Source organism: Candidatus Omnitrophota bacterium (genome assembly GCA_021735655.1).
Taxonomy (GTDB): Bacteria; Omnitrophota; Gorgyraeia; order Duberdicusellales; family 4484-171; genus JAHKAJ01.
The window spans coordinates 53973-68975 of the sequence record JAIPGM010000009.1; the positions used below are offsets into that span (position 1 = coordinate 53973).

Genomic DNA, 15003 nt, shown 5'->3' on the forward strand with positions numbered 1-15003 from the left:
GGATGCCACCTTCCTGTTAATTAAACTCTCTATTGTCAAAATCTACTTACAAATCAGTTGCTTTTTTCTTCTTTTTCTCATCATCGTCTTTGCCGCCAAAATAAGGAGCTAGAGTCCCTTTGAGGTTAATATTCTGCTCAATGAACTCATAAGCACCACTATCTAGGCTAATACCATCAAAGCCTGACTCATCGGTTACAGTTAACGGATGATAAGCATAAAAATCGGTGCTTCTAACTGGGGTAACTGTACTAAATCTATAGTTAGCCATCAATTCATAGTAAGTCCTAGAATCACGCAAGATACTTGCTAAAAATTGAGCACCGTCAAATTCTGGTAAGAAATCTGGCCAAATCTGCTGAGGTCCTAAGTTAGCTGCCGCAGGGCCAAACAAAGGTGAAGCACCTCTGGTGTCGGTATCATCATAAAAGATGTATCCCGGAGGTGTAACATTGGTTAAGTCAATATCTGGCGATGGAAAAACCCCGGTAACTGCTGTAACCCCAGGTCTAACTATACCTTCAATGGCTCCGCTTACCCCTAAGGTACCACTAGGACCAGCTAAGGTAAAACCAGGAGCAGCGCCACCTATCTCTAGGGTAAGCCCAGCAACTGGCGTAAAACCAGCAGGAACTGCCCATTTTGAAGGATCTAAATCCACTGCCTGAATATTTACATTTAAAGGATTATAAAAATTATCTGCATCTACTGGAACTCCTGCGTTACCAATTCCAATTGTGCCTTCTGGTGTTGAGAAATAAGAATAACTTCCAGCAATTACGTTTGGCCCAGAAACCGGGTCAACTACGTAATGTGAAAATACATCTATTCCACCATCGGTCGACCAAGGAGTACCAGTTAAGTCCATCGGAAGCGCTCTTGCGAAATCATTTACCGTGTCAGGACCAGTTGTTACGTCTGGTTGTACTCCGCTAGGATCCCAGCCGGTTCCGGCATAAATCGAGCCAGTGCGGCTTTCTAAATAAACTCCACCGCGCGGTGCGATAACTGAGTTAACTGTCATGTCCCCACCACTACTAACATTAATTATCCCATTATTAGCAGCAACTGAAAGACCATAAAGAGTGCCTGCGTCCTCAGTCAAGGTACCTAGGGTAATGCTGTCTAATTCATTAACGTAGATGTTTCCTACATCCCAAGAGTAAGCACTTAAATAATCAACTGCTGTCATAAATGGCGAAGCACTGGTACCGATATTGTGACGGGCCAATAACCCGGCAAAATCAGCGCTAACCAGCGAAGTAGCATCACCATAGATATTACCTTCCCAAGCATAGATATCTACTTCTGAGCTGCCTGTACCGCCAACTGAAGCTGAAATAGAGCTATTAGCAAGGGTTACATCGCCGTTACCAGAGATTAAAGTTGCTCTGGCATCGCCGTCACCTATCATCTCAGCTGAAACAGTACTATCAGTAATATTTACACCCAAATTAGCAAATAATTCAACTAAAGCTGTATCACTACCACTTAAAGCTTGAGCTAAAATAGTGCTGCCATTAGTTACGTTAATTTCACCATCTTGGGCGGTTACGCCTATTTCGGCATGACCTTCTCCATCTACGTCAGCAGTAATATCACTATTGCTAATATTAACATCGTTAAGGGTATTAATATCAACAAGGGCTATTCCTTCATTGCCTACTAAAGCTTCCAAGGTTGAATCGGTAATTGTTGTACTATTCCCAGCAACGCTAAGAATAGTTGCATCACCATCATTGCCAACTGAAGCTATTACTGTACTTTCTATTACCTCTATGTTGCCTTTGTCGGCAGCCAAGTTAACCGTAGCATCGCCATCATTTACTACTGATGCAGCAAGTGTACTCGGATCAATGGTTATATCATTTGCGGCAAGAACGTTAATCGTAGCATCGCCATCATTACCAACCAAAGCTTCCAAGGTTGAATCAGTAATTGTAGTATTGTCGCCAGCTTCTAAGTTAACTGTTGCGTCACCGTCATTACCAACCAAAGCATATCCATAATCAGTGTAGGCTTCAACATGACCAGTATCGACCTCGATATCATCTTCAGCTTCGATATTGACAGTGGCTTTGATGTCGCTGTCTTGGATTTCGACTCTTTCATCAGCTTCTAGATTGATCTCAGATTTAACCGTACTAGAAGAGATCTTGACATCATCAGCTGATACTATATCGACCTGAGCTTCAATTGTCTCATCAGTTACTTCGATGTTTTCTCCAGCTTCAATGTCAATTGTTGATTTTACAGTGCTGTCTTGAATTATTAGGTCATTCCACCAGTTGCCTTCTTCAGGATCCCAACCACCGACTACTAGGTCGATCTCGGATTTAACGGTGTCAACGTCATCGCCGTTGGTGATCTCAACGTCATCTTCAGCATCGATGTCAACTGTGGCTAATACATTACTGTTAACAATCTCCATCCTCTCATCAGCCTTAAGCTCGACTTCAGACTCGATATGGCTGTCGATTGACTTTACGTCATCTGAGGACTTAAGAGTTACTTCAGATTCGATGGTCTCACCAGTTACCTCTATAGTATCCTCAGCAGTTACATCGACTAAGGCCTTAACGGTTGATTCTTCAATTACCAGGTCGCTCCAGTTGCTGTCATTGTCACCACTCCAGCCGCCGGCTACCAGATCTATTTCAGCTTTGATAGTTTCACCTTCAGCGTTAGTGATTTCAACGTCATCTTGAGCCTCAATCTCAATAGTAGCTAAGATATCGCTGCTTTCAATTTGCAGACGGTCTTGAGCTACTAGTTCAAGTTCGGCTTCTATAGTGCTATCAGTTATCTTTACATCGTCTGAAGACTTAAGAGTTACTTCAGATTCGATGGTCTCATCAGTTACTTCAATCTTGTCATCGGCAGTTACATCTACCAATGATTTAACTGTTGAATCTTCAATTACCAGGTCGCTCCAGTTGCTGTCATTATCACCACTCCAGCCGCCGGCTACCAGGTCTATTTCAGCTTTAACAGTAGTCTCACCTTCAGTGATCTCAACGTCATCTTCGGCGTCAATAGCTACAGTTGCTAGAATATCACTGTCAGTTATTTCTAAACGATCATCAGCTACTAGCTCGGTTTCAGCTTCGATAGTGCTTTCAGAGATCTTCACATCGTCGCCGGAAGCTATATTAACTGTTGATTCAACAGTCTCACCGGTTACTTCGATCTTGTCATCGGCAGTGATATCGACCAGTGATTTAACCAAACTGCTGTTGATTATTACATCATTCCACCAGTTACTTGCATTGTTTACCACGATATCAATCAATGAGCCGATAGTTTTACCGCCGTCATTGGTGATCTCAACGTCATCTTCAGCTTCGATATTGACAGTGGCTTTGATGTCGCTGTCTTGGATTTCGACTCTTTCATCAGCGCTAATCCTAACTTCGGCCTTAACATCACTAGAAGCAATCTTTACGTCCTCATCGGCACTCAAGTTTACTTCTGCAGTTAAGTCTTCACCGTCTAAGTCGATATTAGAATCTTCCAATTCGACTTTAGCCAATACTGTACTGCGTGTTACCTCTATATTGTTGTCAGCTTGGGCATTAACCGTTGCTTGGCCTTTTCCTTCTAAAATCGCCTCGACTGTACTGTCCTCTATTTTAATGTCATGATCAGCTTGTAAGTTAACTCTTGATTCACCATCAAGATAGTTAATCGCTCTAACCAAACTGTCATTCTTTACTATTAAATCATTACCAGCAGTAATATTTACACTGGCTACGCCGGTGTCAGAAGGTGGATCGATTGCTCTAACAGTGCTGTTATCCACAGTCACATTGCCTAAATCGGAATGGATACCAATATAGGCGCCACCATCAGATGAAGGGGCAAGTTTAGAAAAAGCGCTTACTAAGCTATCCTTGATCACTATATCATTATCGGCAAGTAAGTTAATCCAGGCTGATGCACCAAGGGCCCTGGCGATAACATCACTTCTTAATAAACCGATTCTATTAGCATCGAATCTAATTCTTGATAGTCCACCAAGATTTAACTCATTAGTAACTACCCTTGAGTCAATCACCCTAATATCATCATTAGCATCGAAGAAAATCCTGGCTAAGTAATTACCGAACGAATTAGCTCTAACTACGCTACCGTCTCTTAGACCGATGTTTTTACCAGCATGAAACTCAACATTTGCCGGACCATTATTAATTGAGGTAGCTGCAACTCGTGAGTTTGTTAAACCGATATTATCCCCAGCATCTATTGTAATAATTGCTGAGGCTACTCCATCAAGCACCTGGCTCAACAAATCGCTGTTGTTCAGAAATACATCACTAGCAGCATCAATATCTATCTCAGCATGGCCGGTGTTTGACACTATTGCTTTCACTTCACTGTCATCGATTGTAATATCGCCATTCTCGGTCGAAATATCTACATAAGCATTACCGTTCAAAACTGATGCTGTAATGTAGCTTGTGTCTATGGCAATGTTATCACCGGCAGATAGATCAACTGAAGCATCGCCGTCACCCTCAACGGTTGCACTTACAGTGCTGTCAGTGATGGTTAAATCTCCATTCTCAAGTGTACCCGATGTAGGAGGAACAGGTTCGTAAGGAGTGGTCCAATCACCAGCTACCATTTTAACCGTAGCATTACCGTTTCCGGTTACATTAGAAGAAACTGTACTATTAGCAACACTAATGTTCTCACCTTCAGCAAAAACCTCTGCATTACCAGTACCGGTTTGAGCTGAAACTGTACTTGAATCGTTTATATTAAGATCAGCGCCATGGAAAGTGCTGTTATACAAATCTGGATCAGGAAAATTTATCATAATCCCATCTGCATGCAATCCGGCGCTAAGTTCAACATTGGCATCGCCGGTTCCTTGAGTGATTGCGCTAACTGTGCTGTCAACAACATCGATCCCCTGCCAAGCACGGACAGTTGTTGTAGTATCACCATTGCCAGCTGTGAAAGCTCTGACTATGCTGTTGTTTTGTATTGCGGTATTGCCAGAAGTTCCAAAAAAGACTGTTGAATCTCCGTCATTACCAACAGTGGCTTCGATTGTACTGTTATCAACTGTTTGAGAGGCAATCGGCCCATGAGTAAGCAGTGAAACTTCAGCATCACCGTCATTGCCAATAGCCGCTGAAACAGTACTATCTAAAACTTGTAACGGCCCAGCCGATCTTAAAACAACACTAGCGGTGCCATTTAAAGCTGAGGCCGAAATCAAACTCGGGTCTATAGTCAGAGTTCCGTCGGCAATCATATTTCCAGCAGTTAAATCAACTGAAGCATTGCCAGTGCCTACGACAGTAGAAGTAATATCACTATCGGTTACAGTAACATTTGTACCAGCATCTACATCAATCGAAGCATCGCCATCAAGGCCAATTCTAGCTAAGATATCGCTATCGACTATCGAAACTAGACCATTAGTTGCATTTGCAATAACTGTTGCATCTCCACCGCCGCGGACTCTTGAACGAATTAGGCTATTGTCCCTAATGGAGATTCCTCTTCCCGGTGTTGTTAAGCTAACTGAAGCATTTCCATTGCCATTAACCCAAGCATCAATGACGCTTGAGTCGTACACACTGATTCCATTGTCAGCATCAGCAGTAATCAAAGCATTTCCATCGCCCGCACGAAAAGCCTCAATAGTTCCATCTACAAAAAGAGTTCCACTGTTAACGTCTAAATTAATAACTGCATCATCAGCTGGACCAGATCCAGTTGCCAAAACTGAATAAGCATAAGTATCTCCACCGGTAATAATATCGACTACACTCCCTAGAGCCTGGATATCCCAAAGATTTACACCGTCTAACTCGTTAATCCATACATCGCCACCTAAAGCAATCGCTTGCCAGATATCATCTACGTTAGTGTCAATATGATCACCTGGGACACCAATAGTACCAGCTGCATTCATGTAAAGATTTGGAGCTGTTAAATTAATGCGATTACCATTAGTATCGAGAATATCGCCTGCAGAACTAGTTAAACGAATATTATCGCCAGCATTAATAACACCTAAAGAAATATTACCAACTGCATTAATATTAGCATCATGACCAGCCGTAACAGTGCTATTCGATACCACAACCTGACCATCAGCGTCAATATTTACATCATAACCTGCGGTCATATCACTTGAACCATTCATGATAGTATCTCGACCGGTGACAACGTTAATACTTCCGTCAGAAAGTAACGCCGAGCTTTGGCTCATGATTAAATCCTGAGCTGCATAGATATCAACCAATCTGCCTGAGCGGATAGTTGAATTATTGTTCATAAGAACATCTCTCTGGGCATCTACGTCAACCCAAGCTGTACCTAAAATATCTGCATTGTTAAACATCCTTAAGTCTGCATCAAGGTTTACATCAACAATTCTGGCTTCAATTGATGAGTTGTTATGCATACCTAAACCAAAAGCGTCAATGCGTGCATTAGTGGCATTAATTGCTGAAGTATTATACATTCTCATAAGATTAGCCACATCAATCGTTACATTTGTACCTGAGATAGATGATCTATTATTCATTGTAAAATTATCTGGCCCTGCTCCATCACCTACGTTTACAAATATATCAGTTCCGGTAATCGAAGATGTGTTATTCATCTCCATATAATCATCGGCTGAAACATTCACCGTAGCACCATGGATAAGAGCATCGCCGTTCATAGTTAAAGTATCATTGCCAGATCCATTGCCAGCTGAAACATTAACTATACCGCGTGTGCCAATAGTGCCTGTATTGTGGACTAGATCGTTATCGGCATGTACATTAACTGTACCTGAGCCAAGGCTGATAACATCAGCGTTAACTGTCATATCAGCTCCGGGGCCAGAACCATTAGCTGCTAAACTAACATCACTATTTCCAACAACATCAGCATTAACTGTCATTGGCGAACCAGTAGTAATATCAATATTTCCACTACCAAAGTTCTTTACGGCATATCCCCATCCTGGCAAATCATTGAGGGCTATAGCACCCTTATTGCGAATAGTGATATCACCGCTTGAATCAGGATCGCGTACCTGTGCGCTTAAACTGCCAATTCGAGTTTTCAAATCAATTGAAGTCTTTGCATCAAGTATCGCTGTATCAGAAATGATGTTTGGCCCAAACCCACTATTACCTATAATAGAGCCGGTAAAGTTAAATGGATAAACATCGTAGCCCATTGTCAAAAGAATAACATCAGTTGCAATTAATTGGTTAATCGCTAAGTCAGTTAGCTCATTTAAATTAATAAGCCCGCCAACGCGACCCTCTAAAGTTTCTATCTCGGTCTCGATTCCATTACCTAAACCAGCGAGACCAACATTACCGTCAACATCAAAGGCAAGTGTGTCAGCTACAATATCAGTGCCGATGTCGCCTGAGCCCTGCTCCTGCACATCACCTGAACTGATTAGCTTAAATTTCAGCCCCGGCTGATCTAAATTATTAATTGTGATAGTTCCGGCGCTACTTGAACCGATATTGATAAAACCAGAAGTAATCAAATTGTAGATTTCATCATTAGAAAGCCTAAACTGACCATAAGCTAAATGTGCGGCTAGAGCAATTGTCTGAGCAGCGCTTGGGGCAATAGTAATATCTGCCGTGCCGGCATCTACGATACCGTCAACATTAATGTCATCAGCGCTTATGTAGACTTCTCCGTCAGTTGCTCCAGTTGTATCTATAACCGAACCATTTTGCAAATCATAGAAACCAGTAGTATCACCATCGCTATCAGCTGAACCGGTAAAGCTTCCACCACCGGTGTAAACATCTCCACCAGAACTATGGATAATATCACCTACGGCAGCCAAAATTACATCTCCGCCGCCACTATTGATCAAAGCATTAACATAAAGGTTAGGATCATCAACTACGGCTATATCAATAAGTCCGTTGTTAGTAGTAATCGCACCATCAAGCCATAAATCACCAGAGTTAATCAAACTGAAGCTATCTCCGTCAAATCCACCAAAATGCATTGCACCAGCATGATACATGGCGGCTCTTTGAGCAGTAATAGACATATTGTTTGATCTTAATTCAAGAGCACCATTTGTACCAAAACCGATATCACCACCGGCATTAAAATCTATGGTATTGGCTGATATATCAAAGTTAGTAATACCACCTGCAACCTTATCAATTCCATCAACAGCATTGCCACTATCATAAGCATCATTGATATTTCCACCGGCCGTAACTGTTACTGTTCCTAATGCAGGAATAGCTGAACCAGTAAAAGTACCATCAGTTGAAACCCTAGTAACATAAGCATCTTGGGCAGCAGTTAAGTCAATATCTCCGCCGTCAGTAACTACGCTGCCTGTTTGACTAATAGCCAAATCTCTTCCAGCATCAAGACCAACATTGCCAGCGCTTGAATCAACAGCAGCATTTACTGACAAATCTCCATCAGCACCAGCTGCAGCTAAACTAATATCGCCCAAGGCTAAAACATCAGAATTTACTGTTAAAGGAGAAGCTGTAGAAATATCAACTGCTCCACCGATATTATTAACACCACTACCGGCGATAGTTAGATCTCCAGTATTATCAATTTCTATATTTCCTGAAATCGTATTAAGAGCTTCTAAATTACTTACCTGTGTTTCTAAAGCATCGCCGGAACCGATTCCTTGAGCTGCAGAAATGCTTAAAGAATCAGCGGTGATATCAGGAGTAGTGGCACTATTAGCATCTACTACTGCCCCATCACTTGAATTTATATTAACATTTACACCACTCAATCCAGTTGTAACTGTTGTTGAAGTGGCGCCTAAAGGATCGCTTCCTACCTCATAAGATGCTTTTAACCACGCATCACTTCTGGCAACATTTGAAACCCTGACTTCATCAATCTGGCCTTCAGTTAAATAATTTGTATCACCCCAACCGCCAATCATAAAGTCGGTAGCAGTATCGACATCGCCTGATGAAGTTGCAAAACCAATATTGTCACCTGCGCCATCTACATACAAACTTCCTGAACCACCGCTACGAGCAAGCACAACATTATGCCAAGACCCATCAGCTATATTAACAGAACCATCGTCTGCATCGTTATTGATCCAGCTTCGAGCTTGACCATTATGATTTTCCAGGGTATAGCCAGAACCTGCTCCAGGAGTAGCACCAGCCAAACCAATATAATCCTCTGACTGATTTCCCTTATACCAGGTTTCAATGGTAAAATCGCCTGTTCCTAAACCAAGACCATTCCCAATATCAATAAAGCTACTTCCATCAAAATCAGCTGCATTACCCATTTCTCCATCAACGAGGGTTGTACCGTTATTTGTTCCATCGTTACCGTTAGCTGTTGAATCATTGTAGTCATTCATATGATGAACCATTAGATAACCATTGCTCCAAACATCGGTTGAATCGTTTTCCGGTGCGCCATAACTAGCGAAAGCAAAATTCTCGGAAGGTAAGTTTGTGTTATCGTCATGATACATTGAAAAAGTGGTAGTAAGGCTATCACTTACGCTATCTAATTTAACCCAAATAAAAGCTTCCTGAGTTCCACTGTTCCAACTTTCAATTTCGTAAGAAAGCACTTTTCCGTCAGGCCCGACAAAACGCACGTCAGAACCATCGACTTGAGCTTGAGAAAAATCAAAATTACTGCTATCTAATTTTATTAAAACTGGGAAATCGGTAAGGGTGGAGTCAATGAGGCTTGGGTCAATAGTAAAATTCTCTTTATAACGCCAAGCCGGAGCAATCATCACATCATTGGTCGCCTCGATATTAATATCCTTAGCCGAAGATATTGCCCGAACAGTTACGTCGTAACCGCTAATATTAACGTCACCTGAAGTAATACTGGTTGTAATAATAAAACCGAAATCTTGGAAAAAGTCACCAGTACCATTACCATCATTATCGGCCCTAAAAGTTAAACTTCCATCATTTCCAGTAATGTCGCCTTTAACGACTATGTGTTCATTATCAAGCCAGGTTTGATTACCGGTATAAGTACCGCCATATATATAGGTATGGCCATCGTTCATGTTATAAATACCTTCAGCGGCATTAATCGTGCCAGAAAAATCAGCGCCTTGAGAATCAACGGTTACAGTGCCGCCTTCGGCGTTAATTACACCAGCTACTTTAACTCTTTGATTAGCCTCAAGCCTTACTATACCTTTTGTATTATTTAAAACGTTAGCTTCAATTATTCCTTCATTATTAACCAACTGATCAAATAAACCATCTAAAGACTTAGCAGTAAGTAAAACTAATCCACCATCAGCGCTAATAGTTCCGGTATTTTTAACGGCACTTATACGATCGCTAAGGTTCTGACTTAAGGCTTGATTAACTACCGCTGAAACTATACCAGCAGCATCTAATTTTACGGTTATCTCTTCTCCGGCTGCTAATACTACGCTACCCAACTCAGCAGTGATCGTTCCGACATTTTCTACACCACCGCTACCGCCCAGGAGACCAACAAAACCACCGGGAGAGTTTAACGTTCCTTGGTTAACCACACTTCCATTGCCAGCACCAGAAAAATTAAATGAATTGTCACCGTCTAGGAAATCACTATCGGTGATATCAAGAGTGGAAGCAATTAAACCAGCAGTGTCAACCTGTGAGTTAGCACCAAAAAGTATCCCATTGGTATTAATTACAAAAACTCTTCCATTGGCACTTAAGCGACCCATAAGATGAGAACCGTATCCAGACATATCTCTATTCATTAGTATTGATTGAGACGTAGGCTGAGAGACATCAACTCTGGCGTTTGCACCGATACTAAAACCCAACCCACCATTTTCTCCATGCCAATTTATAATAGCTGAATCAGTGCTTTGCCCAATTCCCAGCTGAGCTGGCGCATAGTTTAAAGAAATCCCCCCGGAAACTATCTCAGCCCCCTGAGGTAGTTGGTCCACCGGGACTTGGCTAAAACCATATTGTGGACTAAAGATAAAACTGACTAAAATAAGCAGAGACACAGCTTTAAAAAATTTACTTTTTCTCATTTAAACCCTCCAGGTTTTTTATTTGATATTGTTTTGACTATTTGTTTCATTTACCCTGATTTATAAGATAAAAAAAGACAAACTGTAAGCGGTTACAGTTGATATTAATATGTAACATATTTTTTCTGAAAATTCAAGGAAACAGACATTTTTTCTCGTATTCCCGCTACGCTAATTTGAAGGGTTGCTTAAAGGCAAGCCCCATGGTTTTTCCCGGAACCACTGTCTTTCCTAGTTCGCTTACACCAAGCTCCTAGAAAAGTACAGAAAGTTCAAACCACTCCTGATGGTCCTCATTGTCTGACGACTCTACCCCTAAAGGATAGCCTACTTCAACCCTGGCTGAAATATCATTGCTCAGGTTAAATCGAAAGCCAAAGCCAGCGCTTTTAAGGGTGCGGTGTTTCTTGTCGCCAGTGAGAACTTTATTAAGATGAACAGTTCCCCAGTCATAAAACAGAACTGTTCGGAGTGCGTCATGAAAAGTATCTTTTTTAGTGAATGGCACCTTCCAGCCCTTAGGCATTAAATAGCAAGGAAATGACCATTCAAAACTTGAATAAAGACCTCGGTCACCGGCATATTCGGCAACCGGATAACCACGCACAGTAGCCGGACCACCAATTTGGAATTGCTCAGAAGCAACTAGATTGTAGTTTGAAAATTGAGCCTGGTTCTTAACTAAAAACGATGAACCAAAAGGCCCGGCTTGTAATCTAAATAAATTAAAGACGCCTTTATAGAATTTTCCGCCGCCACCAGTACGGCTTGCACTGGGGGTATCGGTGCTGGAAACCTTAGCAGGCATACCGCCAAGGATATCAGGAACTCCGGCATCAAGTTCAGCAGTAAAGATGTTTCTTCCCCATTTATCACTCATATCTAGGTCAAAACCGGCCTTAAAGACCCTCAGCTCATCGCGGCTGTCAAGCGAACCTAAAAGGTAGTTCTCAATATTCTTATAGTCAAAGCCAAAATTAAGACGTAAATCTAGATTAGGGTTAGAAATAACTTTTTTATTAAGAAATACCCCGTATATCTCAACCTCACCCCTTGAATCAACTACCTCGAATTCTTCACCTAACTTTGTTTTGCTCCGAGCAAGATAAAATCCGGTTTCAATGGTGTTGCTAATCGGGATACTGTAGCGGGCTTGCTTTAATTTATAAAGATCGGTCTCAGACATCTGTAACTTAAAAAATAACTTATCGTCAAAACCAAAAAGATTGTTGTGCTCGACTGTGAGCGAGTGACGATACTCACCAAGATAGCGAGATGAGTAGTTGTCATATTCGTATCCAAGGTGAAAAGGAAAGTTATCTTCTACTTCTAAAACAACATCAGTTGTCCCTGGTTCTGCTCCCGGAACTAAAACTACCTTGACGGTTCGATCAGGATGTTCATTGATATAAGCTAAAGCATCCTGAAGCTCTGAATAATCAAAAACTTCTCCCGGTGTAACTTTGATCCGTTTCTCAAGTAAAGATGTTTTAAAATATTTATTTCCACGCATCTCCAATGATCCAAGTAATCCTTCGACTACCCGAATTATTAAAACTCCCTCACGCATCGTTTGTGGCGGGATGTAAGCACGTGAAGTCGCGTAACCACGCTTGCGGTATTCATCGGTGATTAAGTCCGTGATCCTCTGCATTGTCTTTAAGGAAATTTTTTTACCTTCATGAATTATGGTAATATCCCTAATTACTTCTTCGGGGACAAGCGTCGCACCTTCAACTTTTATAGCCTTGATTAAAACTTTTTCGCCTTCATCTTCAGCGGCAACATCCTCAGAAGTTAATTCTTCGGCTTTTTTTCGATCGTACTCAATTCTTTCCTGGAGTTCTTTAGAACCCTTTAATTGTTTTTGCTGTTGAGATATTCCACCGCCGGTTTGTGAAACTGGTGGAGTTTGAGAAAAGGTTGGTAAAGATATAAAAAAGGTAATAATTAAGGCGAGCGCAATTATTTTGCTTTTCAGCATAGAGACCCTCCTCGGCTAGTTATTGTTATATATATGATAAAGTATCATATAACTCGCTAAATTTTTGTCAAGAAATTATTTAAACTGGCAAAAATTGGTTAAAAAAGGGCTGATTTTTAGGTGAGAGCTATTCAGACCAGAAGTGGTTTTTCTTACCAACTTGAGAGTTAATCACAATGTGTTTATCCGGTGCTAATCTAAGCGGTTCATGAATTGCCCGGTCAAAAGTATAAAGCTCAACATGCTTTCCGTAGCGCTCTTTGATTTTAGCAATAACTTCGACAAAATCAGAGTCTCCGGAAATTAAAACTGCGGTGTCATACTGATCGGTCACAGCCTTATCAAACATATCCAAAGCAATTTTTACATCTAAACCTTTTTGGGCCCAACCGCCATGAATCCGAACTAACCTTCCTAATTTAATTTCAAAATAAGGAATTGATAATTTTAACTCTTTAAAGTATTCTTGCTGCTCCTGGTAAGTCTTGGGATTTTCAATCTTGTTAAACTCAGCAGAATAATAGTAACATCTTACTAATCGGCTTTTTCCGACTATCCATTTTATAATATTATTCCACTTTATATCTTTACGTCTTATTGATGCCCGGGTACCTTTTAAATCTTTCATCTTCTGTACCACATATTCAGCGTCAATAAATATCATTATTCGATTCATCGCAATCTCCTTTAATTAAGACTCAGCACCTTCGCTATCAATATTTTTTTCAACCCACTCAACATGGTCGATTGGTGAATTCTTTTTAATATGCACACGCAACTTAGCAGCTGCCTCTGGACTAATCTTAAGAAATTTTATGCCAGCGATAAAAGGAAATGTAAAATTCTCGGCCTTCTTCGACCAAACTACCTCTCCGATAGCTTTAATCGACTTGTCTACCTCGCCAAGATAAATTTCCATATCAAGCTTCATGCCAACTTGCAAGAACTGTAAAACCGGCAGGCGCATACCACTCTCGGACACATCATTAGAGTTTGAAGTCACCAAGCGAAAACTCTTTACCACCTGATAGCTTACCCTTAAAGATTCGCTGATTCTAACTAATTGACGTCTCTCTTTCATAGGTTTTAATCTACCATAAAAAAATACCTACAGCAACTAGTATCCAATTACCGACTTCTCAACTTGGCTAAGAGGCGCAAGATTTCAAGATAAAGCCAAATCAAAGTTACCATTAAGCCAAAGGCTCCGTACCACTCCATATATTTAGGGGCTCCGCTTTCTGCGCCTTTCTCAATAAAATCAAAATCAAGCACAAGGTTTAAAGAAGCAATGACTACTACAAAAAGACTAAAACCAATACCCAGTGGACCGCTCTCATGAATAAAAGGTATACGAACTCCAAAAAAGCCCATAACCATACTGACAATATAAAGTAAAGCAATGCCTCCAGTTGCTGCCACCACTCCTAGCCTAAAATTATCGGTAACCTTAATCAATTTAGATTTATAGGCTAAAAGTAAGCAAAAAAGAACACCAAAAGTTAAGCCGATGGCTTGAGTTACAATCCCTTGATAAGTCTGTTCAAAAAACGAAGAAATTGCCCCCAAGAATACCCCTTCAACAAGAGCATAAAGCGGTGCGGTAATCGGCGACCACTCATTTTTAAAAACTGTAACTATCCCTATAATAAGTCCAACGATTGCTGCCGGAATCATAAACCGAGCAGCCTGAAGCGAATTGCCCCAGCTCCAAGAAGCAGTAAGTAAAGTAAATAAAAGCAAAACCAAGGTCTTGTTAGTTGTACCCTGAATAGTCATACTTTCTGAAGAACCATAAGCATAACTCTTAGTAAATGCCTTGCCCCGCAAAGCCGGATTACCTGAACGCATCATAATTTACCTCCTATGTTAATTGTCCAGTATATTCTACTCTCAAAATATCAAGCCATTTATCGCAAGCCCTACATTAGGCTGGAGATAAATGGTAAACTTTTTTATCAGATTGTAATTTAAAATTACTAAAATCTTCAAATACCCA

Annotated in this window: 5 protein-coding genes; all 5 read right to left on the bottom strand. The window is 41.0% G+C overall.

Annotated features, from left to right (window positions below; genetic code table 11):
• Nucleotides 1-46: 46 nt before the first annotated feature.
• Nucleotides 47-11020: a DUF2341 domain-containing protein gene (locus K9L86_07180; GenBank protein MCF7908632.1), complete on the bottom strand. Its 10974-nt coding sequence runs from the start codon at nucleotides 11018-11020 to the stop codon at nucleotides 47-49.
• A gap of 253 nt (nucleotides 11021-11273) precedes the next feature.
• On the bottom strand, nucleotides 11274-13004 hold the full coding sequence (locus K9L86_07185) for a hypothetical protein (GenBank protein ID MCF7908633.1): 1731 nt from the start codon (nucleotides 13002-13004) through the stop codon (nucleotides 11274-11276).
• Between the two features lie 127 nt (nucleotides 13005-13131).
• The gene (locus tag K9L86_07190) at nucleotides 13132-13680 is read right to left on the bottom strand and encodes an NYN domain-containing protein (protein MCF7908634.1); all 549 of its coding nucleotides are present in this window, start codon (nucleotides 13678-13680) and stop codon (nucleotides 13132-13134) included.
• 15 nt (nucleotides 13681-13695) lie between these two features.
• Nucleotides 13696-14085: a PilZ domain-containing protein gene (locus K9L86_07195; GenBank protein ID MCF7908635.1), complete on the bottom strand. Its 390-nt coding sequence runs from the start codon at nucleotides 14083-14085 to the stop codon at nucleotides 13696-13698.
• Nucleotides 14086-14132: 47 nt separating this feature from the next.
• Entirely contained in the window at nucleotides 14133-14855 is a 723-nt protein-coding gene (locus K9L86_07200) for a Bax inhibitor-1/YccA family protein (protein ID MCF7908636.1), read from the bottom strand.
• Nucleotides 14856-15003: the final 148 nt, after the last annotated feature.